This is a genomic window from Algoriphagus halophilus (genome assembly GCF_041729275.1).
Lineage (GTDB): Bacteria > Bacteroidota > Bacteroidia > Cytophagales > Cyclobacteriaceae > Algoriphagus > Algoriphagus halophilus_A.
The window spans coordinates 1,593,972-1,618,097 of the sequence record NZ_CP146486.1; the positions used below are offsets into that span (position 1 = coordinate 1,593,972).

Consider the following 24,126-nt stretch of genomic DNA (forward strand, 5'->3'; position numbering starts at 1 on the left):
TTATGTGGTGGTTTTGGTTTTTGCTTTTCGAGACAATAATCTAGCAGTTGCAATCGCATCCTCTAAGGTGCCTATCCGGTCGATCATTCCCAGTGCCAAGGCCCGCTTCTGATCGTACATCTTGCCGGTGAAGATGTCCTCTCCATAAGTGGCTAGTTTTCCATTCCTACCTTTATTCACTGCCCTGATAAAATCGGAATTAATAGAATCCAGGTATTGCTGATATTCTTCCAATGAAGCCTCAGGCCATTCCTCAACAGTATTCAATCGAGCTTTATCGACTGATTTAGTAGCTCTCATGATTTCCACTTTTATACCTTCCTTTTTCAGGTATTCCCTTTCATTAGTCATGATGGCTAAAGTGCCAATAGACCCTACTTCTGTATAGTTTAATGGATTGGTGACAATGTGAGAGGTTTGTGAAGCGATCCAATAGGCAGCAGATGCGGCCATGCTATCTACAAAAGCTACTACCGGCTTAGAAAGACCGGCGACAATACTTGCAAACTCTGGTGTCCCATCCACGGAACCACCAGGAGAGTCAATTTCGATGATATGTGCAGAGACATTTTTATTTTCATCTGCTATACGAAGCTTTTCTCCTAGTTTTTTAGTACCATAAGAACAAGCCCCTCCATCTTTAGTGACTGTACCTTTTAGTAAAGTTCTACTGATTGCTGTTTCATTATCACCTAGGTAGTGATATCCATTTTCGGATGAATAGTGAAGATTGGTTCCCACTCGATAGACCTGACCGGCTTCTACTTCTGGCTTATCCAATTGGTCTTGTTTGGTGATCAGAGAGGTCAAATCACGACCTTCACTTAATCCTCTAAGGACGATAGGAGCCATCCGATTAAAGAATCGGGTTTCAAGGGCCCAGGCTTTGACAGATAGGATTTCGATCATGCCCAAATCTGCCTAAAACAAACTAGGTCAGGTAGGACGGATTATTTCAAAAAATTAAAGGAGGATAACTAACGCTAAACGCCATCCCCTAAAGGGACAGCGTTAAGCTATGTGTTATCCTCCAATAAACCCATCAAACCAACTCAACACGATCACCACCGCCAGTACGACCAAAAGGACTTTGAGTATCCCTTGGGCTTTGCCTCCTATCTTCCCGTACTGGGGTCGCTGGACAAATACTTTCTTCAATACCTGGATGGATTGGCCTCTTCCCGATCCGCGTAGGGATTTCGGGCGAACTTCGATCAGTCTGTTTTCAATTTTTAAGGGCATGAATTATTTATTTTTTATTTCTCTTACTTCTATTGTTTCCATTGGCTTCTCAAGAAATGCATCAAGCAGTTTTTCAGAGAATTTTCTCATATCTTTCAAATGCTCCAAAGAGGCATTGAGCTGTCCCTCAATCAGAAACTCATCTCTTGTCTTGACCCCTTGACTTGAGGTAAACCTTGACATGGCGTGCATGAATTGGGTAAAAATATTTTTGGAAGAACCATAAAAGGTTTGATGTCTTCTGTCGATCTTTCACCAAGTTTCACATCGACTTGCACTTCGGTTATTTTTCCATCGACGATTTGATAGTTTATGAATCCTTCATAATTCTTTCTTCTCATCCATACTTCGACTGACCACAGATCAAATCGATCATTTACAACAATCTCTAATTCTTCGTTCATTATACTTTCTCTAAATAGTGTACATCATAAAAGGCTTTGAGGTGCCTGTTCACATCCTCCGAAAAATCAGGGAAGTCCGTCCCGATCGCATGTTTATTGTACCGGTCAAAGTACCTCCTGAAATGCTCCTGGTCATAGTCCTCGTCTGTCAGCCCCAATAGGTCCCAAGTAATACGGATCGCCTGTGCACAGTTCACACATGGCAAAGTCGTAAACAAAGCCACCTGAAAGCAGAGCTCCTGCTGTGCCAAGTCCTTTAGCATATCAGATAGGTTCTCATAGTCCTGCTTGGTCAGTCCGTGCCGGTTATAGGTACCAGGTAGCCAAATCCTCAGGTGGGAGGTCTGAGGAATCCCTACATACCATGGGTCAAAAAACGTCTTTCGCATATACCCAGTGACCAGCTTACCAAGGAAATCCTTCGCGGTTTGGTGGATGCTGATTCCGTCTTCTGCCAGCTTATGACGCTGGCGGTGCAGGTAGAACTTCACTGCCCATGCAGGAAGAGGAATTCTTACTAGACATTTATTGCTCATATTTTCGGTGGATTTTTCTTTACATAAATTTACAGTTTTTTACTTTTCGTCAAACGGATTTAGACTTATTTTTTCATTTTTTAACTATATCAATAGAAAATTGAACTATTAGACTGACGTTTTTTTACGTGTTGCGTGAATTCTACAGAAATGAAAAAACCTATAGCAACTCCAAGCAACCGAGCAACTAGAGGCATAATCTGCTCATATAGCCTTTAAATAAACTTTTTTGGTTGCTTGAGAGCCGTTTTGGTTGCTTAGGTTGCTTCTAAAAGGCGTAAACTTGACGATTTTTTACGATTTGACGGATTTTTACGGGCTTGGTTGCTTTTGGTTGCTTCACTATTTCAAGATTAGCAACCAGAAAAACAGCCGTACAAAAAACATAACTATCTAATAATTAAAGATTTATATTATATTCTTTTTTATGGTTGCTTGGTTGCTTTTGGTTGCTCGCTTTTTTAATGGTCTACAAATTTGATTTTGTTTTTTCTTTTTAGGCTCATTCCCTAGAAAACCTCCCTCCTTTAAAATGCTCCCTCCTTGGCAACCACGCAACAGGCGGAGCAAAAAAAAACCGAACGCTTCGCATTCGGTTTGGATACAGTGTGGTAGTTACGTGGGTGGGTTTAGAAATCGACTTTCTCGGGCTGGAGATAGATATGCATTTCACCGATGGGCTCCTTTTCCTCATTGGCTTTAATGCGATGGACAATATTTACCACTTGTGCAGAACCATGCTGTGGAAGGTGATCTATAAAAATCGATTCACCTATTCTCGGGATCACATGTGGGCAAAAATCAATGATCACCGGATCGCTCTCGTCATAGAAGAGCTTCGTCAAAAACTGTCTGGTCATATCTATAAAATTTAGGTGCCCTAAAATAAATTTTATGTAGAGAAAAATGCAGGACGTGTCGTGAATTGACGGTCAACCGATTCAAATTTATTTGAGTGGTAGGTATAATTATTCTAAAGAAAAATAATCCAGATATCCAAAAACCAAAAACATGATAAAAATCATATTCCGAGTCTTTGGGGATTTGGTTTTTCAACATGATAGGGTCTTCTTAACTTGTGAAATCAGTTTAATAAACATAAAATGGAAAAAGACCAATTAGAGTACCTAGAAGTAGCGTTTAGCCTAATCAAAGAAAAAAAGGCTGATTTTTTATTTAGAATGCACAGTCTTATTGCTGACAAAATATATACTGAAACTGGAAAAGTAATAGGCCCTTTGAATGGATTTATTTTTCTATTCCATTTCATGGAATCGATGAATTTAATCAAACTATCAAAAAAGGATGATGGAAATATCTCTTTGGTAATAACGATGCACGGGCTCTCTTTTAAAACTTTTGAAGATGCTTACATCTACCATGAACTTCAGAATGAAGAAAAATCTAAGTTCTTTCAATTAGAAATTAAAAGAGCAAACTGGGATATACGTACAGCAAAATTTGGATGGTTAGTAGCTGGGCTTGCAGGTGTTTTCCTGAAAGATTTATTGATTTTGGTTTGGGATTTGATAAAATAAAAAACCTCGGAAAAATCCGAGGTTGCTAATAATACTCCTCTGATATTGATCAGCTCAATGATTTAACACATTGCCCTATTATCCATTCCTGCACAGGAGGAGTGACAGCATTCCCACACTGCTTAACCTGGTCCCGGCTGTTTCCTAGAATCACATATTCCTTATCAAAAGCCATAGAAGCCTTTACTTCTGGAGCCTTTATCATACGGTAGAAACAATCCTCAATTCTCGGCTTTTGGTAGTTTACTACATAGGCTCTATCTCTAGTGTTCATAGTATCTATTGCCTCGGTTACTTTAGAGGATTGATTGGTGCCATAGTAATATTGGATAAAGCTATTCCAAGCCTCATGTGTCACTAATCCATTATTGATATTGGAGGTTTGAACTGGCATTGGATCCGTTGATTTCTTTGACATAGATTTACCTTTGTTCTGAACTATCAAGGGGACTCCCATTACTGCGTGATTGATTCCCCCTGATGTAATAGTAGAAGTTGGGTTAGAAGCTGGTTTAGCTTCCCCGTTCTATTCATTTCAATTATCCATGGAGTTACTATTCCAGCTGCTTGAGCGGTAGTTTGAGTCCCGAATGTTTCTAGTGAACTTTTGGCAGTTTTTAATTGACTTCCATTTTCAGTATTTATTACAAATGGCGAAGCAATTGCATGGCTCAATTCTGCACACTGAGTTCCTATTGGTTTTTCAAATACACTTTTCACCCTACCATTTAACCCACTGGTTTGTCTAGTCTGAATTAATAATGGATCATTCCCATACTTATCTAGTCCCCATTGAATTCTTGCTACTGTTTTTTCCGATAAGGGCTTTTTTCTATCTCCTATTCGCTGACCTAAATCACTCCAATCTATGGCGTTAAAAGCTGCATAGTAATAAGGTTCAACCACCGTTCCATCTACTGGACAGGAATACACGTATTGAAATTTATACTTTCCAAATTTCTTCTGACTGTTTTTCCAAGTTTGAACTGCATGCACATCTTTTCCGCAGCATGTGCAGTATGCTAATGGCATGTAATCTAAATCAGGAGATTTGTTTCCTTTCTTCCAAAATACGATATACATCCTATCTCTGCTTTGAGGAGTAGGCCAAAAATGCATTGAATTTAGATAAAGGCATTTGTGATTATATCCGAGCCGGTGCATCGCTTGAAGCCAAACTTCAAATAAAACCCATTGTGTTCTTGCTTCCACCACATTCTCAACCACTACTATTTCATAATTATGATATTCAGCAAATCGGCAAACATCCCACATTGTTGCTCGGCTTCTTTCGGTAGCTGGATCGATGATTCCTTTATCAAATAGATCCATCGTTTCCTTTACTTTCTTATGCCTGTTTCCACCTGCTGGAGAATGCGTGGTACATTCCGGAGAAGTGATCAGAATATTGGTACTTGGATATCTCCTTGGGTCACATGCGGAGATATCGGTACAATCGTGATGGGTATCTGGAAAATTGGTATTATGAGTTTCTATTGCCAACTTCCAATGGTTCAAAGCCATCTTTACTTCTACTCCTGCATTTCTAGCTCCTTGCGAGCTGCCACCAGCTCCACAAAACTGATCAGTGGCCGTGATGTATGAATTTTTCATTTTACATTTTTAAATTTTAAACTTTTAATTCCCTTCTCCTTCCACCATTATTTCCAGATTCAATTTGTCATAGTCGAAGACCATGCAGGTTGTCGTCGTTTGCTTGGGGTTGCCCTGATCGTCAAACGTCCCGGTCTTAAACTTCTGCTTATCCTGCCCGATGTATGCCTCGGAGTTTTCCAGGTACCAGATCAGTGATTCCTTCGCCAGTCCGAGCGTGTTCGTCTCGTGCCGGTGCTGTACCGCATAGGGTGAGTACACATTGCTGATCCGTACCAGGATCTGTCTGTCCCTGAATCGGAAATCAATCTCTTCCTTGATCGTGCCCATCCGTACCAGTCCGCTGAAGATGTTCCAGAAGATATTCGCATCCGTAGACTTGCTGATCTTCTCGTGCTGCTTTACGATCGTGTCCAGAATAACCGTCGCCACTTCCTCCATGGTATAAGGCAGATCGAGGTGATCCTTCAGGATAAAAATCGGAGTGATCAGCATCGTTGCATTGTGGATCATTCGGTCATCCATGGCCAGTCCTTCCGTGGCTCCTTTGAAATACTCCCTATAAATCTTGTAGGCCACCATCACCTCGGCAGAGATATTCGGGCGATACTTCATAAAACCAAGCGTGATATGCACGAGCTCAGTCTTCTCGATTTCCTTCAGTCGCTCATAGGCTTCGTGATTTCTGTTCTTGGCATAAAACTCCAGCATGATAAATCTCGTAAACAAGGCATTATCTACCGTGGGCATTTCCTGACCTCCCACGATCACCGCCGAATTAGGCTTGGTCGTGCGGGTCTGGTTGTCATTGCTGAGTTTGCCAGTGGTACGCCCCATGCCGTCATAGATTCCCTTCAGCATGCCGATGGCTTTGCGGTCGAGACTGTTTTTGTATTCATCGAGGCAGTTGATCGTATTATAGAAGCGTGCCAAAGTTCGGATCACACCGATCACGGAGCTCGGGTTTTCCAGTGAGATGGAATCCTGTGGCTCTCCAAAAAGGTATTTGAAGGAGTTCATAAAGGTGGACTTTCCTGACTGTCGCTGTCCAAAACAAAAAGCATCAGGAAGTTGCCATCGATCTCAAAGAGGATGTCCCGGAATATCGAGGCGAGGTAAAAACAAACACCCACGATGCCATTAGGACCGTAGACATCCCGAACCAGCCTCATCCATTCCTCAGCCTTCACGGGCTTTTTGGCAGGGATGAATCGGAATTTCTTCTCGTTTACATACTCCTCGTCATCGTCCCGGTAGATTTTAGAATCAAATGGCAGGAAATAGTTCTTGTCTCCGCAGCTTACGATTCCGTATTCATCCGCAGGGATCCAAGATGATCCTGAGTAGATGCCGTTGGCAAAGCTGTAAAAGTTACCCCGCTTGAAGTACCCAAGTGAGTAGATCTCGATGGATTCTTTCTCCTCTCGGAATAGCTTTTTCTTTAATCGGGTGAGGTCTGTGTCATTCCCTTCGAATACATAGGGTCCCACAGATTCCACCGCTTTCTTAAACGTCCCCAAACTGGAGAAGCTGTCCGTCGGCATATCTAGAATTTCGGTATAGCCACCTTTTCCTTTGAGCTCTACGATCCGCTTGGGATTGGATTTCGATTTGATCAGGTAGAGCACGTGGATGGTAAACTCAGCCACACAGCGCGGTCCATCCTTACCTATGGAATAGTAGGCTCCATCCTTTTCATAAAACCCGTATCGATAATAGTCTTCCCCATCTACTCCTTCAGGTAGTTCCACTTTGGCCTTGACCTCGTTCTTCTTGATGGCTGCTGCCGTGATCTCGTAAAACTTGCACATCGAGAAGAATGCGCTCGGGCTTTTGGCAGGTTTCCCTCCTTCTCTAAATCATCCCAAAGTTTGGATGGATTGAATTTCGACTGGGAAGTACTCAGATCACAAATCCTGAGGAAGAGCTGCTTTCCTTTCTCCCCGAACTTCAAAAATGAAGTGATGATATCCTCTCTATCTTTTTGGGTTTTGGTGAGATCTAGTTTTCTGGATTCTATCTCGATGACAAAAGACTCACACTTGCTGAACTGATCCTGATCCCGTGTAGACCAAGAACTATCTGGCTGAACCGGTTCGATGATTTCACCCGATTCCAGGTCCAGTGTTTGATCTAGTATCGAGGTTTGTTTTCGGGTGAGTTTCATGGAGCTTTTTTAAAATTACGGTGTTGGGTTGTTTGATCAATTCCAGTCGCTGGGTGTCGCTCAGCTGCTGGTAGAGGATGGCGTTTTCTAGTCGTAGCCGGATGAGTTCATTTCGATAGAGCGTGATGATCTCATCGGCAGTGTTCACGATATCCAAGAGCTTATCTACTCTGGAGGATTTCTCTTGGATAAAGTCCGGGCTTACCTTCTTAGTCTGTAGTCGCTCGAGCTCTGCCTCCATGGTCTGGACTAGGTTGGCCATCTTTGCCTGTTTCCGAGACCAGGCAGTGGTGAGCTGCTTTTGTATTTCAGGAGTCATACGGATGAGGGGTTAGTATTATTTGAATCCCGCAAAGCCGCAGAGTCGCAAAGGAGCTTATCAATCACTAATCCTTGTTCAAAGTATTCCTCTCCAAAAGGCCAGAAGTGCCATTCGATTAAAGAAGAAAAAATTATAAAAGGCCAATTTTCGATTGGATCAATCATCACTAAGTTTGCCCAAATCGATGCACTTAAATCATCATCAAAAGATTCAGGATTTTGGTTAAACAATATTTCACCTAACCTTTCTCTTGGAACTAACCCCAATTCAGGGATGAGTTTATCAAGGTCTGATAGTCGGTAGCAGTGAGGTTTTACATTTCCTATTCGGCAGTAGTACCCCTTTGATTGATCAGAATTTTTATGGAAATAAACTGCATAGTCTTTGTCTTCAATTTCCTCTATTCCAATTATAGAGCATAAATCATCTTTAGGTGTTTCAAATTTCAATCCAGTTCCTAAATAGTTCTTTAATTGATCAATCGTGATTTTAGGTTCTTGCTTACTGATCACTGATTTCTGATTACTGTTCACTCCCCACCTCCTTCACTTCTACTATAACCTCATGGAATTCATCTGCGAGGGTGAGCGTTTCGTCCTCTCCTGGTCCTTCTTCATCGATCTCGAGAAGTTTGTAAAACAGGTTTTCTTCGAACACTACCCTGATCTTATTGAGCAGGTTGGTTTTCCCGGATCCCTGCGGACCCGAGATTGTCAGTTTGATGGTAGGCTTACTCATTTTCTGCCTCCCTTCTGCTATTGTACTGCCAGTTGACCCAAGCCCATCGAGCCAGCATCAAGACAGACAGTACCCAAATCGAAAGAATGATAATTCCTAGACTAGACATGATTCACCTCCTTTGATAATTCTAAAAGTTTTGAAGTGATCAGGCAATGAGCTGTCCCTAGTTCGGATTTAATCTGCCCTCCTATCCCTAAATCAAAATTTATCTTTGGGGGCAAGTTGAAGTGATTGCATAAAATATGGTAGGCAGAACCATAGCTCGCGATCCTAGATCTTCCTGCCACTTTTCTTAACCTTGGAAACTTCTTATCCTCAGTAATAATCAAATAAAAATCATTTGGCTTCTCCTCATCCTGAACGATGATAATGTGTGCGTTTTCTGGAAGTTTCAGCTTATGTACTCCAGCTCCATTGATTGAAACGAAACCTTGATGGGTGAATCTCAATTTTGGGTTTCCTATTAATTTCCTTACGGAATTTTGTTCTATCACTTTAAATTTCATTACTCACCTCCTCTCCTTCTTTCACCTGCTCGGATTTTCTGAGTTCGTTGATCTTTGCCTCTTTTTGCTTAAGTGCCTCGGTGAGTTGCTGCATACTGACAGCATCTAAGTGACTACCGTTGATGATTCTATTGAGGAGATCTCTTCTTTCTTCCTTCAATTGATAAATGCTTTTCTTTTCTGGTTTGTAGCTCATGGCGTTTGGGATAAAAGTGAATGATATTTTTTCTCGAGGTTTTCGAGCTGCTCGGTAAGGGATTTCCTCTCCGATGGTTTCAAGGTGTGGATGCAGGTCAGTTTGTTGTAGGTCATCTGTATCTGATCCTTGAGGGTCATCGGATGAACTTTCTCCTCCTGATTTTCTGAGTCGTTCGATTTCTGCTGCAAGGGCTCTATGGAGTTGATTGTATGCTTTTGTGATTTCATAGTGTCTTTTTTCTAGGATTCGGATTCTTCTACCTTGGCGGGTATGGTTTGACCGATATGCCTCTCTTAACTGAATTACCGCCGTTCCCAATCCCTGTATTTTTCGTTGAATTGGATTTGCTTATTCATTGGTATCCTTTCCTTTTCGAGATGCTTTATATTCCTTGATCGAATACCAGGTAAAAGTCCCCAACCCACAAAGAATCGCCATTCCAGTAAGGGCTTGCATGATACAATGGATTGCGTATAGAAAATTGGTCATGTTGATGTCGTATTAAAACGTCTCGATCGGTCAGGTTTGCGAGAATCAAAACAGGTCGGAAAGCCATTGACCAGGTTAGAATTCCCTGCCGGTACGAGACGCTTTAGGTTAGTTTTTCTTTTTGCGGGCTTTCTTGGCACGTTTCATCGCAGCATCGTAGTTGTAATACTTCTGCTCTTTCTGGATGTACTGCTTGCCAGTGAGTTTATGACTGGACTTGCAGGAGGTCGGCGCAATAACCAATACCGCTCCGATAGCGAGGTACGTGATCAGTTTTCTCATTCTTGTGGGTTTTCGTCGTCTTCAATAAATAATTCTCCGAATCTTCTACCGGCTCGCCGGGCTCTAACCCGTACTTGTCTGTACAGGTATTTGGCAGGAATCCACCCAAGGCTCTGAGCGATGGGGTTGCCTCCGAGTAACAATCCCCAAAAGAGGGCATTGACCAAAAGGACTTTTTTGTGTTTTCTGAGGGTTAGCATGATTTCTCAGCCATGATGCGGGTGATGCATACTTTATTGACATAGTCAATCCCGTTCATAAATCCTGTGAACAGGTACCTCGACCCCACCTCGATCTCTACCGGATCGCTGTCCTTATTGCAGAACTGGGTAAGGTTGAATTTTTGAGGTCGCTTGGTCTGAGCGAGTACTCCTATTTCTCTGATCTGGTCACCTTTGGCGGTAGGTATCCATGGGCCGACTGTCTGTACAGTGCCCTCGATGTTGACTTTGGTCTGTGTCATGATGTGGGGGTTCTAAGTAGTTCGTGAAAAGTGATTTCTAAATGAATGGGGAAATGCGTATCTGCGAGTTCTTCAATCTCCCGTCGGTAGCTTCTCACCTCTCGCATGGCTTTGAGGTGATCGTAGTAGTTTTTGTTTCTGTAAAAAAGTGACAAGGTCATATCCTTGCTTCGCTCCAGCTTGACTGCGGCCAGTTTGGTAAACTCGCGCTCCGCATTCATTAATTGATTCAGGTAGCTCATAGATGTGTATTTAAAAGTGAAAGGATTTTTCTCGGTGTTTTTTGAACCGTCCGTAAGGGGAGGGAAGGATCTCTCTGATCTGTTGCTCAGCCTGTCGAAGGGCTTCGACTTCGTTTCTGCCCTTCCAGTAGTTGGCTTTCTGCTGTATCACGGTGACCGCCTTGGCACGTGCTCCGTTGAGTGTGCCTGTAAAACTGAAGGCTTTCTCTCGCTGCTTGGCAAAGGATATCAGCGTGTCGCAGATCATATCTGATTGAGGACTTCTTGGTGTGACTTGGCTATAGATTCCAATACTTTCCATCCGTCGTGATCGGTGCGGCATCCTTTGAGGATGTTGTAGGCGTGCTGTCTGGAGTAGGTCTTATCAAATACCTCCTCAAACTTTTTAATGAAAAGCTCCACCCAGTTTTTAGGCAGCTTCTCGGTCATGTCTTGGACTAGTTTCTCCTGGGCGGGAGTGAGCTCCATGGCTTTGGCTCTGGCTGTTTGCATAACTTTTTTACGATTATTGACGTTTCTTTACTTGAATGTAAACAAATGTAAAATAACGTAAAATAATAAACAACAATTTTAGTAAAATAATGTAAACTATTTTTTAGACGATTTTACCAATTTTTGCTTATATGAAAAGAAACCAGGTTCATCGTGGGGAGATCGTCAATAAGATCCTCCGGCAGAAAGGGGTAAATCTTACAAATCTTGCCAAGTCAATAGGAGTCAGTAAACCCACCTTGTATATCCAGTTGGATCGATCGGATATGTTCACCTCTTATATTCTGAAAATTGGCGAGGAGCTAGACATTGACTTCACCCAGTACATCCCGGATCTCAATGAGGATTTAGCGGATAATATTGTCTCCGAACCTGTAGAAAAAATCGAGTTTAAGAAATCTCCAGAGCCTTTGGAAATGATGGTGAAACTGGACGGAACGGAGGGAACCCTTCACCGGGTAATTGATCGATTAATGCGCATCAATGAAGCCATAGCCGGCTAAAAAATAGAAAAATGTTTTCCAATAATTTATAACAAACTGATAGTCAGTAGTCATGTATTGGGCTAGTAGACCAACAAAAAAAGCCTTATGCATTTTGCATAAGGCTTTTTTTTGTTGGAATTATCTTGATTTAGGGCACCTGTATTTTCAGAGTTAAGGCTGCTTAGAAATGCCAATTTCTGCTATTGAAGCAAATTTTTTATTCCCTGCAATCCTGGTAGCTTTCAATTTAATATATCGTGCCTTCACTGGAGCGGGGAACTGAAACTTCCTTAGAGTAGGATCATTAATCAAATTCCCGAATTGAAATGAACTTACAAGTTCCCAGTCCTTTCCATTTTTACTTACAAATATCTCACCTTCTTCAATCATTCCCTCTGAATCCTTAAGGGGAGGCGTATAGGTAAATCCAACAATCTCTTGCTCTTGAGCCAAATCAAATGAGATAAATTGTCCTACCCCAAGTCCTGAAGACTTCCAATAGGTTTTATTATTCGAATCAAAAGCCATCTCCGCTTCATTCCCCTCCATTTGACTACTTACTTCAAGTAACTTCCATTCCTTTTTTATAACACCAAACTCTTTAACTAGAACAGGCCCTTTTTCACCTTTAGTGAATGCTGCTGCTTTTACTACACCAAATTGGAGAGGAAATGGTTTTTCATAAACTGTAGACGTCTCTATTGGATCGCTACCATCCAGAGTATAGCGAAAAATTAAATCTTTGTTGAGGTCTCCAGCAATATCTTGTTCATAAGTCTTCCAACCAAAATCTTCAAGTTTAGCCCCTATTTTCACATCACCTGATAGATTTCTTTCAATTTCCAATTGAGGAGGATGATTTTCCGAATAATATGCCCCAACTTTTGCCAAAGCCACTGGAAACAAACGAGCTTCAGTAATTCGTATTTTAATTTTACTAGTAATAACTTCTCCAAACCGCAAAATCCGCTTATACCCAATATTTGGACCTTTTGAAACCAATTGCCATCCCTTATTATTCCAAAAAGAAACCTCTATTCCTGAAGCCCGTTCTCCATGGGTACGAATTGCTTCTTGTAGCATAATTCGATTAATTTTCACAGGCTCATCCCATTCAAAAATCAACTCGTCTTCTCCTTTTTCCATCAATACATAGTTGGAGTCATTCTGATCTAGTACTTCAATAGGACCACGGCTATTTTCCAAAAAGTTTTCCCCATAAGTTGAGGCGATTCGCTCACCAACCTCTTTCAAGGCCTGGACATCTCGATCACCAAATACACCTTCCCTCGTAGGAGGAATATTTAACAGGAAAATGGAATTCCCGCCCACAGACCTTTCATATATATCAAATACATCATCTGCACTTCTTACGCCTTGTTCATCATCATTTCTATAAAACCAGCCCTCCCTGATGGAAGTATTCGTTTCTGCTGGTTGATAATGAAGGTAATTTGCTTGATATATTTTCTCCAAACTCGCAACTTCCTCTCCAGTAATATCTGAAAACCTATTCATCTTATTTGGATCTTCTTCATATGGGATCACATTCCACTCGACTTTTCTGGTTCGACCTGATTCATTCCCACACCAACGAATATCTTGTCTTCCAAAAATGACCGCTTTGGGCGCAAGGGTTCTAATCAACTCTTTCCATGCCAAATAATCATAAGTCTGCCCTCCTTTTGTTTTTGGATGTGCTCCATCGAACCAAACCTCATGAATTGGCCCATACTCCGTAAGTAGTTCAAAAAGTTGGTTTAAGAAATACTCGTTGTAATCATCCACTTTAAAATTAAAAGTCCTCTTGTTTTCAAAAGGCCTATTTTTCACTTCCCTAGGGATAGTTCTTTCTGTCCTTTCACTTAAATTTCCATACAAACCCTCTGGATTTTCAATCTGATATAAATCTGCCGGAGAAAGGTATACTCCCAATTTCAACCCAAATTTTCTACAAGATTCAGAAAGATCTTTAAGGATATCACCTTTTCCCTCTTGGAAGCCTGTAGACATAATCCCATGGTTGGTATACCTAGATTGCCACAAAACAAACCCATCATGATGTTTGACGGTTAGAATTACTTTTTTCATGCCGGCAGACTTCATTGCTTCACACCATTGATCGGTATCCAAATTTTTCAATTCAAAAATTGAAGGATCCTCCATCCCTGTCCCCCATTCTTTTTGAGTAAATGTATTAGGACCGAAATGGACAAATGCAATAAACTCATCTTTTAAGGCACGGTATTGATTCTCTGTCGGACCAACATGCGAAGCTTTTATTCGGACACTATCTTTTGTATCGTCATTATCTATGGCAATAGTAGAGGAAAGGATATTGGGCTCTAGTTCTATTTCTTGGGCAAAAGAAAAACAACCAATCACCCAAAGAAAGAAGGCAATTCTATATTTCATTTCAAATGTTTAAAATTTAATCTTTCAAATATATTTTCCTTTTAAGAAAATATAACCCCCAACCAAAATTAATTTTGTTAACATAACATTCAAAAAATAGATAATTACTCAAAAATTATTAAAATATTTTTTCCTAATAAGAAAATCTCATTTATCATTAAGAAGTATTCTTAATCTAAATGCATTCATCGCATTCTTTCCGAGCAACTCCGTCATCTTATAATTAGCAATTGCTCCAACGCCTGCTCCCACCAATGGGATTAACTGAGCCAACTTTGCCAAGTCTATATAATCCCGATAATCCAATTGAAAGGTTTTCCAGTCAAACTCATTTAAATCCTTTGGTAGAGTGTTCTTGTAATTATCCCAGTCCTCAATCAACCCTATCAAATCATTCCTTCTTTGTTGGGAAGAAAAGCTCAATTGGAACACATATAGCAAAAAAAGTCGTTCTTGATAATCCTTGGTATCAAACCCATAAATAGAAGCTATATCGAAGAGCATTTTCATTTTGATAGTAAGAAATGCCGGGAAATCCGCAAATCCGAGTAAAATTCCTCCAGCTCCTGTGATTGCACCCTCCACTGAGGCCGTATTTCTATACCATTTTATTCTACTCCTGACCTTAGACTCCCTTTCTTTCAAGCTTATTTCATTTTTGATTTTTGGCCGAATTAAAGAAGAACCAGAAATAACGAGCTTTACCATATTTTCAATCGCTGTGGTAATCACTCGATGAACTTTATCAGGAATCCAGTTATTTACTTTTTTGCACCCCATGTGTGATTTTACCAAACAAACCCGACTTCTTTTTCATTTTAAAAAGCCAAAGCCCTAATTCGGCATTCACATATTCCATGTAAATATCCATTCAGTTGTATTTTTTTATACTAAAAGGAAGACTCAGGATCATCTGTCAACTCCTCCTACTCCCTTTACTAAAAATCGCTCCGCTAAGTTTAATAAAAAAAGCTGCCCCAAAAGGACAGCTTTTAAAACTTAACGCCTGATTATATTGCTATTTATATAATCCATTAAATAAAAGTTTGAAGGTTCCATGAGATTGAGCTCTAAAGGTAATCTCAGGACCAAAAGCAAACAGTTTCCCTTTACCTATCTGTGCCTCAAATGCAGTTACGCCATTTTTCAGATAGGATTGTCCCCAAGCCCATCCACTTCTCAATGGCTCCTCTTCTCCAAACCAAGCTATAGGCTTCACTCCCATTTTTGCAGCATTTGGAGCCAATTTGAACACGGGACTTCTATTGAACATAATATAAGCGGTTTCTCCCATTCCATAATTCGCTGGAGAATTTGTGTCTATATTCATCTCCAATACAGAACCAGGAATGTAATATTTCTCACCACTCAGAGAAATAGCTTTTCCATTTGGCCCAATTTCCGTTAACGCATCCTCCACAGGAAGGTCTAAGTGATAAGCCAAATCCGTCGCGCTGCCTACCGTAATTACTTTTCCTCCATTGGAAATAAACTCCTTTAGCTGAGGAATAGACTTGCTAGTAGAAATCCCCCTAGCATATGACGATACTCCTCAGGAACATCTTCTGCATCAGGTTGTCTTCTATTGTACCCTCTGGAATTCTGACTAGGGATTCCTGGACCTATGAATAATAGAACGTCATATTTATCATTTAAATTGCCTTCATCAATTTCTTGAGGGAAAACTAATTCAAATGGGAAATGAAATTGTTCCATCATCCATCTTACCCAACCGGAAGGCATAGAGCCTCCGTAATAATCAAAAAGACCAATTCTTGCGGGCTTGATCTCAGTTGCTCCTGACGGTTGTTTCGCGGCAATAGGATACACACCATATTCACTTGCGGCTTTTTCAAGGACTTTTTTACCAGCTCCCCCTACGTAAAATGAGCCCGCAGGCAGCCCATTTACTGGAGAAGTGGTTCTGTATACTTTGACTTTCGCTTGAAGCAAGTCATTTACAGCCATAAAGCTATTATTTCCTCTTGCATCGAGCAGGTATCCTGAGCCATTGACCAAATCTTTTGATTCTGGAGTCAATAATTCACCATATGGCATTCGCTCAAAAGGCCCATCAAAATCATCCATGATTCGATCTACCTCAGAACCCATTTGGTAAGCTAAAGTCCAACCTGCAGCATCATAAGGCCTAATAGGAGGTCCTCCTGGGTACAAGAAATCATTCGGATGGTCCTGAGGCTCGAACATGTCAATTACATGAGGTCTAAAAGCCTGATCCGTCTTTACGATGTAGGATCCCGCTGGATAAGACTTCCCGTTTACTGTGAAATCTGCCGTCGCTTTATGAACTAAAATCCCTGACTTTATCAATGCATTCAAGAATTTAATCGCAGTCGGGAAATCTGGCTGATCTGCAGACAAAATATAACCTCTTGGGTCTCTTCTGGCTGGGTCTTGGTAAACGGAGTCATAAAACTGTTTTGGGATTCCAGACCTAAAGCCAAAATAAACAGCATCCTCATCTTCCTCAGATTTTTCTTTTGGGAAGCCTCAAATGCATCCTGTACGGCTTTGGCATATTTTGGATACATGGTCCAGTTGTCCTTGCTCCCCTTTTCAATTGAATTCCTACCCATCAAATAGATATTGTAAAGCAATTCGTCTCCATGTCTAACTGCATGGTTTAGAATGGCATAATTGAGAGATACAGAATAGTCGATGGATCTTCTAAAGTGCCAATCTTGTGGAGCCACTGGGTATGGAGTACCATTGTTAGGAATTAATCTATCCGGAACCAATGGAACGGTAGAAGGGGTAGGACTACCAATAATTTCAGTCAAAATCCCGATAATGTTATGGTAGTAAGGAGTAGTTCTTAGTCCTCCATTCCACCAAGTAGAAAAAACTGAACCATCTAATCTGGTATAACCTGGTTTATCTTCTTGATGTAATCTATTGATCATGGCAGCCCCTACACCATCTAGGCTAGTAATAATTAGAGGATCGAAAACATGGTTGAAGGGATCTCTATAAGGAGGTCCTGCCACTACTGTCCCTGCTGGCCCAGATTGGTGGTGATTGTAAATGATCTGAGGGATCCATTCTACATATTGCTGAAGTGACATATTTGCCGCCTCACTCATATTATTCATGTAAAAATCCCTGTTGTTATCATGCCCAACGTATTTCTGATAAAGAATTGGGATATTCTGATTTCTTTTTCAGGATCTTCCTCACTCATATACCAATCAGAAACAATCTCCATCCCGTCAGGATTGGCATGAACCAAAAGGATAATTACATTATCCAAAATCTTCATGGTCTCCTCATCAGTTCTGGAAGCCAATTGATACAACGTTTCGATTAATTGATGGGGACCTACCACTTCCGTAGAATGAAGACCTCCATCAATCCAAACTACTGGTTTTCCTTCAATCACCAGGCTCTCTGCCTCTTCTTTGGTGATTTCAGCCCTAGCAAGGGTTTGGGAAATTTCCTTATATCGGTCTAATTTATCGAAATTGGCAGGAGCAGTTATGATCATCATAGGATGAGATCTTCCATACTCCGTTTTTCCTATCTCAACCAATTTTACTCGGTCACTGGCATCAGCAACTTTTTTAAAATATTCTTCTGATTGAGAGAAGGTAGCTAGCTTATAATCATCACCAATATCAAACCCAAAATGGGATTTAGGTGTTGGGATGGATTGAGCAAAAAGTCCAAATGACCAAATGCTCAATAGTAATGTAAAGAGCGTAAAACGTTTTTTCATGTGATAATTTTTGGTTGATGGTAGATTAAACCATTTCTAAAATACTATGAAAAAAAGGTTTGCATTCCACTTACATACTTTCTGTCTTTTTTTACAGGATCGGAACTATACGTCAATGAAGTTTAATTGAAATAGAAAAAATTGAAATTTTTAAAATAAATCATCGATTTTCAGATCGAAACTAGACCAAAAATTAAGTTTTATTTGGAATGATCACCATTGGTAAATGGAAGCTTTTACTAGAGTCCCTTCAGAAATTAGGTTCTTAAAGTCTATTTCAACTTGATAAAAGAATGAAAATTTCAATCAAATAAATTCTTTGCAAACATATATTTTGAATGAATTCCATTTGATTTAGCCTTACCATCAATTTTTACTATTTTTGCCTCAGAAACCTTTCTTTCTTCTCCGAATAAACCACCGAATATGTCCGAAGTCAAAATCTTCTCAGGCGGAAACAGCCTTGTTTTAGCAGAAAAAATCGCAAAAAACTACGGTAAAAAACTTGGCGACCTAACCATGTCAAAATTCAGCGATGGGGAAATGTCTCCAAGCTTTGACGAGTCAATTCGTGGATGCACTGTGTTCTTAATCCAGAGCACGAATCCACCGAGTGACAATATATTGGAACTTTGCTTGATGATAGATGCTGCAAAGCGTGCGAGTGCTTATAAGGTATGTGCTGTCATTCCATACTTTGGATATGCCAGACAAGATAGAAAAGACCGTCCAAGGGTTTCCATTGCAGCGAAAGCAATTGCTAATATGATTACCTCAGCAGGAGCAGATAGAATCATGACTTGTGACCTACATGCTGGACAAATTCAAGGTTTTTTTGACCTACCTTTGGATCACTTAAATGGATCAGCTATCTTTGTGCCCTATTTGAGCGGGCTCAGCTTAAACAACATGATTTTCGCGGCACCAGATGTCGGGGGAGTTGCAAGAGCAAGAGCCTATGCAAAGCACTTTGAAGTGGAAATGGTAGTCTGTGATAAGCACAGAAAAAGAGCCAATGAGATTGCTTCGATGCAGGTAATCGGAGATGTTGAAGGGAAAGACGTGATCTTAGTGGATGATTTGGTGGATACTGCCGGAACCTTATGCAAAGCAGCTCAAATCATCATGGAAAAAGGAGCTACTTCCGTAAGAGCCATAGTAACTCATGGCGTTCTTTCAGGAAAAGCTTATGAAAATATTGAAAATTCAGTTTTGGAAGAGTTGGTGATCACAGACACCATTCCTTTAAAACAAAAATCTTCAAAAATTAAAGTATTGACAGTTGCAGACTTATTCGCCAAAGCTATCCATGCGGTAACAGGTCACACTTCTATCAGTTCTTTATTTATTTAAGAACCAATTTTATTAAATATATATCTTATGAAAACACTTGAGATTATAGGGTTTAAAAGAGCAAATCTCGACAGTGCCTCTCTAAATGAAATCAGAGAAAGCGGCAATGTTCCCTGCGTAGTTTATGGACCAGGTATTCCTGAGCAAATCCACTTCTCTTCTCCAATCATTTTGTTTAGAGATTTGATTTACACTCCAGAAGTACATTTAGTAGAATTGAACATTGAAGGAACAATCGTAAAGGCTGTTTTGAAAGATGCGCAATTCCACCCAGTTAGTGAAACTTTGCTTCATGCAGATTTCATGGCTTATACTGAAGACAAGCCAATCAAATTTGAAATTCCTGTAAAAGTTGTTGGTAACTCTCCAGGTATCGCAAAAGGTGGTAAGCTTGAATTCAAAACAAGAAAGCTTAAAGTTAAAGGATTGGCATCTCAACTTCCTGATTTTATCGAAGCAGATATTTCAAACCTTGATTTGGGTAAATCTTTTAAAGTAGCTGAATTATCAGCTGATGGATTCGAAATCTTAACTAGCCCTAATGTTTCTCTTGTTACTATCGGTATTCCAAGAGCACTTAGAGGAAAGAAAACTGAAGAAGCTTAATCTTCATAGCATCAACACAGAAATCCTGCCCTTTAAAACGGGCAGGATTTTTTATTTTTACGCATTGATCAACTCCTCTTATGAAATACCTCATTGTAGGCTTGGGAAATATCGGGCCTGAATACGAATTGACTCGACATAATATTGGTTTTCTTACTGTAGATCGGCTTGCAGACAAAGAATCCATTTCTTGGGAAAGTAGTCGACTTGCTTTTAAATCAGAATTTAAATACAAAGGAAGGTCCATCCACTTGATCAAGCCTACTACCTATATGAACCTCAGTGGGAAAGCCATGAACTACTGGATGAAGGAATTGAATATCCCCAAAGAAAATGTCTTGGTTCTGGTTGATGATGTAGCCATTCCTTTTGGAAGTCTTCGAATGAAACCAAAGGGTAGTGCTGCCGGGCATAATGGCCTGAAAAATATTGAAGCACTGACTGGGGGACAAAACTACCCTCGATTGAGAATGGGTATTGGGGATGATTATCCAAAAGGAAGGCAGGTCGATTATGTGTTAGGCAAGTTTACGCAAGATGAATTTATAGAACTTCCTCTCATCATGGATAAAGCCATCGAGATGATATTGTCATTTTGTACGATAGGAATAGAACGAACGATGAATCAATACAATAATTAAATCAATAGATTTGGAAATACCCGAAACACGGGTTTACTTTGTAACACTTCAGGCAACTGATTTATAAAGAAGAGGCGAGAGAATAGGCTCATTGACCCTCTGGCAACCATCCCCTTCGGCGGAAAGGTGCCAAGTCCTACCCTTAGCGGGAACTATAAATTGGCTTTAATAATCAAAAACCCCCTTTTTAGTTCGATTTGACCGCTTTTGGTTTGACTTTCTCAAACTAACTAGAGCCTATCTATGTCATACCAATAAATAAGGCATTCAGTGATGAGCAAGCATTTTGAAACTAATTCCATCCGAATCACCCCGTCGAAATCGAATCAAAAGGAGCATTCAGCTCCAATTTACCTTACTTCAAGCTTCACATTTGAATCTGCCGAAGAAGCAAGAGCTACCTTTTCTGAAGAGATTCAGGGCAATATTTATTCAAGATATGCCAACCCCAATTCCAGCGATCTAATTGAGAAAATCTGCGCTGCAGAAGGTACCGAAATGGGTATTGCTACAGCATCTGGAATGGCAGCCATGTTTGGAAGTATTGCTTCTTTATTACAACAGGGAGATCATGTCCTAGCATCAAGATCTTTGTTCGGGTCTACGCACCAATTGTTAACTCGAGTATTTCCTAAATGGGGCATCACCTCAACTTATGGGGATATTTCTGATATTGACAACTGGGAAAAGTTAGTGCAGCCTAACACCAAAATGCTTTTTATTGAGACTCCGTCCAACCCTGGACTGGAAATTATTGATTTGGAATGGGCGGGCAACTTCGCGAAGGCACATAATCTGATATTAGTAGTGGACAATTGTTTTGCTACTCCTTATTTACAACAACCCGCTAAATGGGGCGCACATATTGTCACCCATAGTGCCACGAAATATATTGATGGTCAGGGAAGAGTGCTTGGAGGCTTGATTCTTGGAACCGCAGAATTAATGAAGGAAGTGCAGTTTTTCACCAGACATACTGGGCCTGCTATTTCCCCATTTAATGCTTGGATCCTTTCCAAAAGTATGGAAACCCTGGGTGTGAGAATGGACAGACATTGCGAAAATGCATTAAAAACCGCCCAGTATTTTGAAGGGAATTCAGAATTAGAAAACGTCAAATATCCTTTCTTAAAATCACATCCCCAACATCATTTGGCCCTTAAACAAATGAAACATGGTGGAGGCATTATTACTTTGACCGTAAAAGGTGGAGAAGAGCGTGCAAGGAAATTTATTGATCATCTTCAAATGATTTCAATTACTGCCAATCTAGGGGATAGTAGAAGTATTATTACCCACCCGGCTTCTACTACCCATAGCAAATTATCGGTAGAAGAACGGGCAAGAGTCGGGATTTCTGATGGACTCGTAAGACTATCCGTAGGACTAGAACATGTGGATGATATTATTGAAGATGTAGAGAGAGCCTTGCACTTATCCAAATAAAAAATCAAAATGAAAACGCCCCCATAAGTATTATATGGGGGCGTTTTCTATTTCTACCAGGTTGTTTGTTTGAGTTTAGGAAAAGCCCTTATGACATCACTTAAACTTATTTGACCAATTAACACTCCATCTTTCAATACTGGAAATCTCCTGATTTTTAGTTCTAAAAACTTTTGTGCAGCATCAAAAAGCGATAATTCCTGACCTAAGGTAATCACATCAGTACTCATATGCTCTTTCACTTTTCCAGGGAATTTTGGAGTATTGGTGTACTTTCCTTTTATTATTTCTTTTAAACAATCCACCTCTGAAATTATACCAATCAAAGCACCTGATTCGTCCACAACAGGGGCACCAGAGATTTTTCTTTTAGTCAAAACATCCAATACTTTGTCAATAGTATCATCCGGATGAAAAGTGACCAAATTGGTACTCATATGATCTTTTACTAAAATTTGGGTTGCAGGAGATTTTTGGGCTCCACCATTCTTACTCCTTGGAAACTCTTTACCATAGATGAAATAATTTTAAGGTGAAAAATAATTTACTGAAAAATTAGCATTTATCAAAACAGAAATCACTGATTCTCATATATTCAATAAATTGAGAACATATTTACACTTAATACAAAATATTATTTCTTTTGATTTTTAAAAACCACAATAGGAGACCATGCCTCATTAGGCTGTTTATATAAATCATCAAATTCAAAAGCTCCTACCACCAAATCAAGGTCTCCATCGGCATCTAAATCTCCTTTAGTCATTGTAAGCCAATGTGAACCCTCTTCAATTACAGGTGAATAAGCTTGAAAATCCATCTTCCCATTCTGTTCAAAATAAAGTAGGTTTTGTTTAGGGCTTTGATTTTGATCTGGAAAAAATGAAAGCACAAAAATATCTTGATCCCCATCTTGATCAAAATCATCTACTTCAAGTCCACTAGCCCCATGCATGGGATAAAACCAAGAAGGTTCAAAATCTAAATCACCTTGGTTTAAAAAGATTCTCACGCCATGAAAGCTTTTTAAAACTTGAGATAAATCTGCGTTATCCCCATTGACCAAGATAAGATCCTTTTGGCCGTCTAGGTTAACATCCAGAAATTGAAAATCACTTGATCCGAATGCTGGATGAAATCTTAACAAGATCTTTTCTCTAAATTCTCCTTTCCCTTGATTTAAAAACGCAAAAAAACCTTCATTTGCCTGTGTCATTAAAGCAAGAATATCCAAGTCTCCATCACCATCCAAATCCTCAATGACTACCCTTCTAGCTCCTGGAAAATTTTTCAATACCTGTTTCTCCCAATGATCGCCTTTCGACAGATATAAACTTAGTTCCCCAACATGGTTTCCAAATTCGCTGACTATTTTATCCAATACCCCATCTCCATTAAAATCTGCATATTCCAGATTGACTGGTCTTTTGAGATTTTCCAAAACTGGCCTACTTTTCCAATCTTGTCCTGATTTATAAAATTCATTTACAACCCCAGAGGAATCATTAGAGGGATCCATTACCCCCATTGTCAACAATTCAAATGAATTGGAACGCTTATCCCAATGAATATCTATTGGAGCTGTATCTGTTCCTATAGAGTCCAAAATTTGAAAATTACGACTCGGATCTAGCACAAAAATCGATTTGAATCGATGTCCCAACCAAAGATTACCAGAACTAGGTTCTACCCTAAGAAGTGTAACCAAATCAGGATAAAAACCAGTGAATTTAGGTCGGACTATTTCGAAACCTGGAACTCCTAATTTGATTGAAGCCTTATCTGCTTGTGGGGATGGAGTATCTGGTGCATTGTCTAGATAATAAGTCTTGAGTTTTTTCCAATTATCCTTATTTATAAAAGGAATATCAGAATAAATCCCATCTGGCACATCCATATCAATGGGCATGATAGTACCAAAATCCTCTTCTAAATAAAGTCCCATCCTTTTCCTCATATCTGGCAGAACTTTTTCTTTCCAAGTAGATTTATCTAAAATCTGAGGTTCTGGCTTTAGATGACAAGTTGCACAATACGCATTAGCTAATTGCTCTCCATTCAAATTTAAATCTTCGGAAGCTAGCTGCTCAAGCGTAGGTGGAGGTTGTTTCCGCTCAGAAATCGGCTTGCAGAAAACCGCTCCTAGTAGAATAAGTGTATAAATGGCTATTAAACGGAAAGAATTCATAAAGATTCGATCGCATCTA

30 protein-coding genes, 2 pseudogenes and 1 riboswitch are annotated in these 24,126 nt (G+C 40.1%); of the genes and pseudogenes, 6 read left to right on the plus strand and 26 right to left on the minus strand.

The features are described from left to right. The 5 genes from V8V91_RS08580 to V8V91_RS08600 all read right to left on the minus strand — a co-directional run bounded on the left by V8V91_RS08580 (nt 1) and on the right by V8V91_RS08600 (nt 3,042). Entirely contained in the window at nt 1–909 is a 909-nt protein-coding gene (locus V8V91_RS08580; RefSeq protein WP_373399703.1) for a S49 family peptidase, read from the minus strand. A gap of 114 nt (nt 910–1,023) precedes the next feature. Continuing rightward, entirely contained in the window at nt 1,024–1,242 is a 219-nt protein-coding gene (locus V8V91_RS08585; protein WP_373399704.1) for a hypothetical protein, read from the minus strand. Between the two features lie 3 nt (nt 1,243–1,245). Beyond that, nucleotides 1,246–1,425, minus strand: coding sequence for a hypothetical protein (locus V8V91_RS08590; protein WP_373399705.1), 180 nt, complete (start codon nt 1,423–1,425; stop codon nt 1,246–1,248). Between the two features lie 220 nt (nt 1,426–1,645). Then, nucleotides 1,646–2,182 (minus strand): hypothetical protein, encoded by a 537-nt coding sequence (locus V8V91_RS08595; RefSeq protein WP_373399706.1) that lies wholly within the window; start codon nt 2,180–2,182, stop codon nt 1,646–1,648. A gap of 629 nt (nt 2,183–2,811) precedes the next feature. Beyond that, nucleotides 2,812–3,042, minus strand: coding sequence for a hypothetical protein (locus V8V91_RS08600; protein ID WP_373399707.1), 231 nt, complete (start codon nt 3,040–3,042; stop codon nt 2,812–2,814). Between the two features lie 243 nt (nt 3,043–3,285). Between V8V91_RS08600 and V8V91_RS08605 the strand changes: the two genes are divergently transcribed. Next, a complete protein-coding gene (locus V8V91_RS08605; RefSeq protein ID WP_373399708.1) occupies nt 3,286–3,720 on the plus strand; it encodes a hypothetical protein in 435 nt (144 codons plus the stop codon). 49 nt (nt 3,721–3,769) lie between these two features. On the opposite strand, the gene V8V91_RS08610 is transcribed toward V8V91_RS08605, so the two are convergent. The 16 genes from V8V91_RS08610 to V8V91_RS08685 form a co-directional block, all read right to left on the minus strand. Continuing rightward, nucleotides 3,770–4,138, minus strand: coding sequence for a DNA cytosine methyltransferase (locus V8V91_RS08610; RefSeq protein ID WP_373399709.1), 369 nt, complete (start codon nt 4,136–4,138; stop codon nt 3,770–3,772). Nucleotides 4,139–4,176: 38 nt separating this feature from the next. Beyond that, nucleotides 4,177–5,334 (minus strand): DNA cytosine methyltransferase, encoded by a 1,158-nt coding sequence (locus V8V91_RS08615; protein WP_373399710.1) that lies wholly within the window; start codon nt 5,332–5,334, stop codon nt 4,177–4,179. 24 nt (nt 5,335–5,358) lie between these two features. Further along, complete coding sequence (locus V8V91_RS08620; protein WP_373399711.1) at nt 5,359–6,354, minus strand: hypothetical protein; 996 nt, start codon at nt 6,352–6,354, stop codon at nt 5,359–5,361. Continuing rightward, the gene (locus V8V91_RS08625) at nt 6,351–7,145 is read right to left on the minus strand and encodes a hypothetical protein (RefSeq protein ID WP_373399712.1); all 795 of its coding nucleotides are present in this window, start codon (nt 7,143–7,145) and stop codon (nt 6,351–6,353) included. The genes V8V91_RS08620 and V8V91_RS08625 overlap by 4 nt, the downstream gene beginning before the upstream one ends. Continuing rightward, entirely contained in the window at nt 7,064–7,501 is a 438-nt protein-coding gene (locus tag V8V91_RS08630) for a hypothetical protein (protein WP_373399713.1), read from the minus strand. Before V8V91_RS08630 ends, V8V91_RS08625 begins: the two co-directional genes overlap by 82 nt. Further along, nucleotides 7,440–7,820 (minus strand): hypothetical protein, encoded by a 381-nt coding sequence (locus V8V91_RS08635; RefSeq protein ID WP_373399714.1) that lies wholly within the window; start codon nt 7,818–7,820, stop codon nt 7,440–7,442. The genes V8V91_RS08630 and V8V91_RS08635 overlap by 62 nt, the downstream gene beginning before the upstream one ends. Continuing rightward, a complete protein-coding gene (locus tag V8V91_RS08640; protein WP_373399715.1) occupies nt 7,817–8,272 on the minus strand; it encodes a hypothetical protein in 456 nt (151 codons plus the stop codon). The genes V8V91_RS08635 and V8V91_RS08640 overlap by 4 nt, the downstream gene beginning before the upstream one ends. A 73-nt stretch (nt 8,273–8,345) precedes the next feature. Further along, nucleotides 8,346–8,561 carry a hypothetical protein gene (locus V8V91_RS08645; protein ID WP_373399716.1) on the minus strand — a complete coding sequence of 72 codons (216 nt, stop codon included), beginning with the start codon at nt 8,559–8,561 and terminating at the stop codon, nt 8,346–8,348. 101 nt (nt 8,562–8,662) lie between these two features. Further along, entirely contained in the window at nt 8,663–9,070 is a 408-nt protein-coding gene (locus V8V91_RS08650; protein ID WP_373399717.1) for a hypothetical protein, read from the minus strand. Continuing rightward, complete coding sequence (locus V8V91_RS08655; protein ID WP_373399718.1) at nt 9,060–9,587, minus strand: hypothetical protein; 528 nt, start codon at nt 9,585–9,587, stop codon at nt 9,060–9,062. Before V8V91_RS08655 ends, V8V91_RS08650 begins: the two co-directional genes overlap by 11 nt. Nucleotides 9,588–9,866: 279 nt before the next feature. Continuing rightward, nucleotides 9,867–10,040, minus strand: coding sequence for a hypothetical protein (locus V8V91_RS08660; protein ID WP_373399719.1), 174 nt, complete (start codon nt 10,038–10,040; stop codon nt 9,867–9,869). Further along, complete coding sequence (locus tag V8V91_RS08665) at nt 10,037–10,240, minus strand: hypothetical protein (protein WP_373399720.1); 204 nt, start codon at nt 10,238–10,240, stop codon at nt 10,037–10,039. The genes V8V91_RS08660 and V8V91_RS08665 overlap by 4 nt, the downstream gene beginning before the upstream one ends. Continuing rightward, nucleotides 10,234–10,503 carry a hypothetical protein gene (locus V8V91_RS08670; RefSeq protein ID WP_373399721.1) on the minus strand — a complete coding sequence of 90 codons (270 nt, stop codon included), beginning with the start codon at nt 10,501–10,503 and terminating at the stop codon, nt 10,234–10,236. Before V8V91_RS08670 ends, V8V91_RS08665 begins: the two co-directional genes overlap by 7 nt. Then, a complete protein-coding gene (locus V8V91_RS08675) occupies nt 10,500–10,745 on the minus strand; it encodes a hypothetical protein (RefSeq protein ID WP_373399722.1) in 246 nt (81 codons plus the stop codon). Before V8V91_RS08675 ends, V8V91_RS08670 begins: the two co-directional genes overlap by 4 nt. Before the next feature lie 10 nt (nt 10,746–10,755). Then, nucleotides 10,756–10,992, minus strand: a complete 237-nt coding sequence (locus tag V8V91_RS08680; RefSeq protein WP_373399723.1) for a hypothetical protein — start codon at nt 10,990–10,992, stop codon at nt 10,756–10,758. Then, on the minus strand, nt 10,989–11,237 hold the full coding sequence (locus tag V8V91_RS08685) for a hypothetical protein (RefSeq protein WP_373399724.1): 249 nt from the start codon (nt 11,235–11,237) through the stop codon (nt 10,989–10,991). The genes V8V91_RS08680 and V8V91_RS08685 overlap by 4 nt, the downstream gene beginning before the upstream one ends. Nucleotides 11,238–11,368: 131 nt before the next feature. On the opposite strand from V8V91_RS08685, the gene V8V91_RS08690 reads away from it, so the two are divergent. Then, nucleotides 11,369–11,740 carry a hypothetical protein gene (locus tag V8V91_RS08690; protein ID WP_373399725.1) on the plus strand — a complete coding sequence of 124 codons (372 nt, stop codon included), beginning with the start codon at nt 11,369–11,371 and terminating at the stop codon, nt 11,738–11,740. A 153-nt stretch (nt 11,741–11,893) separates the two neighbouring features. Here the strand turns inward: V8V91_RS08690 and V8V91_RS08695 are convergent, their stop codons facing one another. From V8V91_RS08695 to V8V91_RS08705, 3 genes and pseudogenes are all read right to left on the minus strand, one after another. After that, a complete protein-coding gene (locus V8V91_RS08695; RefSeq protein WP_373399726.1) occupies nt 11,894–14,137 on the minus strand; it encodes an alpha-L-fucosidase in 2,244 nt (747 codons plus the stop codon). Nucleotides 14,138–14,284: 147 nt separating this feature from the next. Beyond that, complete coding sequence (locus tag V8V91_RS08700) at nt 14,285–14,917, minus strand: EcsC family protein (RefSeq protein WP_373399727.1); 633 nt, start codon at nt 14,915–14,917, stop codon at nt 14,285–14,287. Between the two features lie 238 nt (nt 14,918–15,155). After that, nucleotides 15,156–17,873, minus strand: a pseudogene (locus V8V91_RS08705) (M14 metallopeptidase family protein). A gap of 426 nt (nt 17,874–18,299) precedes the next feature. Between V8V91_RS08705 and V8V91_RS08710 the strand changes: the two are divergent. The 4 genes from V8V91_RS08710 (at nt 18,300) to V8V91_RS08725 (ending at nt 21,919) form a co-directional block, all read left to right on the plus strand. Next, the gene (locus V8V91_RS08710) at nt 18,300–19,226 is read left to right on the plus strand and encodes a ribose-phosphate pyrophosphokinase (RefSeq protein ID WP_373399728.1); all 927 of its coding nucleotides are present in this window, start codon (nt 18,300–18,302) and stop codon (nt 19,224–19,226) included. A gap of 27 nt (nt 19,227–19,253) precedes the next feature. Next, nucleotides 19,254–19,832, plus strand: a complete 579-nt coding sequence (locus V8V91_RS08715) for a 50S ribosomal protein L25/general stress protein Ctc (RefSeq protein WP_074226507.1) — start codon at nt 19,254–19,256, stop codon at nt 19,830–19,832. 80 nt (nt 19,833–19,912) lie between these two features. Further along, complete coding sequence (pth, locus tag V8V91_RS08720) at nt 19,913–20,473, plus strand: aminoacyl-tRNA hydrolase (protein ID WP_373399729.1); 561 nt, start codon at nt 19,913–19,915, stop codon at nt 20,471–20,473. A 58-nt stretch (nt 20,474–20,531) separates the two neighbouring features. Beyond that, a riboswitch (SAM riboswitch) is annotated at nt 20,532–20,634 on the plus strand. Nucleotides 20,635–20,746: 112 nt separating this feature from the next. Then, nucleotides 20,747–21,919, plus strand: a complete 1,173-nt coding sequence (locus V8V91_RS08725) for an O-succinylhomoserine sulfhydrylase (protein ID WP_373399730.1) — start codon at nt 20,747–20,749, stop codon at nt 21,917–21,919. A 53-nt stretch (nt 21,920–21,972) separates the two neighbouring features. Here the strand turns inward: V8V91_RS08725 and V8V91_RS08730 are convergent. Then, nucleotides 21,973–22,433: pseudogene (locus V8V91_RS08730) on the minus strand (CBS domain-containing protein). A gap of 120 nt (nt 22,434–22,553) precedes the next feature. Further along, nucleotides 22,554–24,107 carry an FG-GAP-like repeat-containing protein gene (locus V8V91_RS08735; protein WP_373399731.1) on the minus strand — a complete coding sequence of 518 codons (1,554 nt, stop codon included), beginning with the start codon at nt 24,105–24,107 and terminating at the stop codon, nt 22,554–22,556. Nucleotides 24,108–24,126: the final 19 nt, after the last annotated feature.

What these genes read in the sequence shown, in the direction of transcription:
- V8V91_RS08580 (WP_373399703.1), bottom strand. Translation starts at nt 909, where the DNA reads ATGATCGAAATCCTATCTGTCAAAGCCTGGGCCCTTGAAACCCGATTC.
- V8V91_RS08585 (WP_373399704.1), bottom strand. Translation starts at nt 1,242, where the DNA reads ATGCCCTTAAAAATTGAAAACAGACTGATCGAAGTTCGCCCGAAATCC.
- V8V91_RS08590 (WP_373399705.1), bottom strand. Translation starts at nt 1,425, where the DNA reads ATGTCAAGGTTTACCTCAAGTCAAGGGGTCAAGACAAGAGATGAGTTT.
- V8V91_RS08595 (WP_373399706.1), bottom strand. Translation starts at nt 2,182, where the DNA reads ATGAGCAATAAATGTCTAGTAAGAATTCCTCTTCCTGCATGGGCAGTG.
- V8V91_RS08600 (WP_373399707.1), bottom strand. Translation starts at nt 3,042, where the DNA reads ATGACCAGACAGTTTTTGACGAAGCTCTTCTATGACGAGAGCGATCCG.
- V8V91_RS08605 (WP_373399708.1), top strand. Translation starts at nt 3,286, where the DNA reads ATGGAAAAAGACCAATTAGAGTACCTAGAAGTAGCGTTTAGCCTAATC.
- V8V91_RS08610 (WP_373399709.1), bottom strand. Translation starts at nt 4,138, where the DNA reads ATGTCAAAGAAATCAACGGATCCAATGCCAGTTCAAACCTCCAATATC.
- V8V91_RS08615 (WP_373399710.1), bottom strand. Translation starts at nt 5,334, where the DNA reads ATGAAAAATTCATACATCACGGCCACTGATCAGTTTTGTGGAGCTGGT.
- V8V91_RS08620 (WP_373399711.1), bottom strand. Translation starts at nt 6,354, where the DNA reads ATGAACTCCTTCAAATACCTTTTTGGAGAGCCACAGGATTCCATCTCA.
- V8V91_RS08625 (WP_373399712.1), bottom strand. Translation starts at nt 7,145, where the DNA reads ATGTGCAAGTTTTACGAGATCACGGCAGCAGCCATCAAGAAGAACGAG.
- V8V91_RS08630 (WP_373399713.1), bottom strand. Translation starts at nt 7,501, where the DNA reads ATGAAACTCACCCGAAAACAAACCTCGATACTAGATCAAACACTGGAC.
- V8V91_RS08635 (WP_373399714.1), bottom strand. Translation starts at nt 7,820, where the DNA reads ATGACTCCTGAAATACAAAAGCAGCTCACCACTGCCTGGTCTCGGAAA.
- V8V91_RS08645 (WP_373399716.1), bottom strand. Translation starts at nt 8,561, where the DNA reads ATGAGTAAGCCTACCATCAAACTGACAATCTCGGGTCCGCAGGGATCC.
- V8V91_RS08650 (WP_373399717.1), bottom strand. Translation starts at nt 9,070, where the DNA reads ATGAAATTTAAAGTGATAGAACAAAATTCCGTAAGGAAATTAATAGGA.
- V8V91_RS08660 (WP_373399719.1), bottom strand. Translation starts at nt 10,040, where the DNA reads ATGAGAAAACTGATCACGTACCTCGCTATCGGAGCGGTATTGGTTATT.
- V8V91_RS08665 (WP_373399720.1), bottom strand. Translation starts at nt 10,240, where the DNA reads ATGCTAACCCTCAGAAAACACAAAAAAGTCCTTTTGGTCAATGCCCTC.
- V8V91_RS08670 (WP_373399721.1), bottom strand. Translation starts at nt 10,503, where the DNA reads ATGACACAGACCAAAGTCAACATCGAGGGCACTGTACAGACAGTCGGC.
- V8V91_RS08675 (WP_373399722.1), bottom strand. Translation starts at nt 10,745, where the DNA reads ATGAGCTACCTGAATCAATTAATGAATGCGGAGCGCGAGTTTACCAAA.
- V8V91_RS08680 (WP_373399723.1), bottom strand. Translation starts at nt 10,992, where the DNA reads ATGATCTGCGACACGCTGATATCCTTTGCCAAGCAGCGAGAGAAAGCC.
- V8V91_RS08685 (WP_373399724.1), bottom strand. Translation starts at nt 11,237, where the DNA reads ATGCAAACAGCCAGAGCCAAAGCCATGGAGCTCACTCCCGCCCAGGAG.
- V8V91_RS08690 (WP_373399725.1), top strand. Translation starts at nt 11,369, where the DNA reads ATGAAAAGAAACCAGGTTCATCGTGGGGAGATCGTCAATAAGATCCTC.
- V8V91_RS08695 (WP_373399726.1), bottom strand. Translation starts at nt 14,137, where the DNA reads ATGAAATATAGAATTGCCTTCTTTCTTTGGGTGATTGGTTGTTTTTCT.
- V8V91_RS08700 (WP_373399727.1), bottom strand. Translation starts at nt 14,917, where the DNA reads ATGGGGTGCAAAAAAGTAAATAACTGGATTCCTGATAAAGTTCATCGA.
- V8V91_RS08710 (WP_373399728.1), top strand. Translation starts at nt 18,300, where the DNA reads ATGTCCGAAGTCAAAATCTTCTCAGGCGGAAACAGCCTTGTTTTAGCA.
- V8V91_RS08715 (WP_074226507.1), top strand. Translation starts at nt 19,254, where the DNA reads ATGAAAACACTTGAGATTATAGGGTTTAAAAGAGCAAATCTCGACAGT.
- pth (WP_373399729.1), top strand. Translation starts at nt 19,913, where the DNA reads ATGAAATACCTCATTGTAGGCTTGGGAAATATCGGGCCTGAATACGAA.
- V8V91_RS08725 (WP_373399730.1), top strand. Translation starts at nt 20,747, where the DNA reads ATGAGCAAGCATTTTGAAACTAATTCCATCCGAATCACCCCGTCGAAA.
- V8V91_RS08735 (WP_373399731.1), bottom strand. Translation starts at nt 24,107, where the DNA reads ATGAATTCTTTCCGTTTAATAGCCATTTATACACTTATTCTACTAGGA.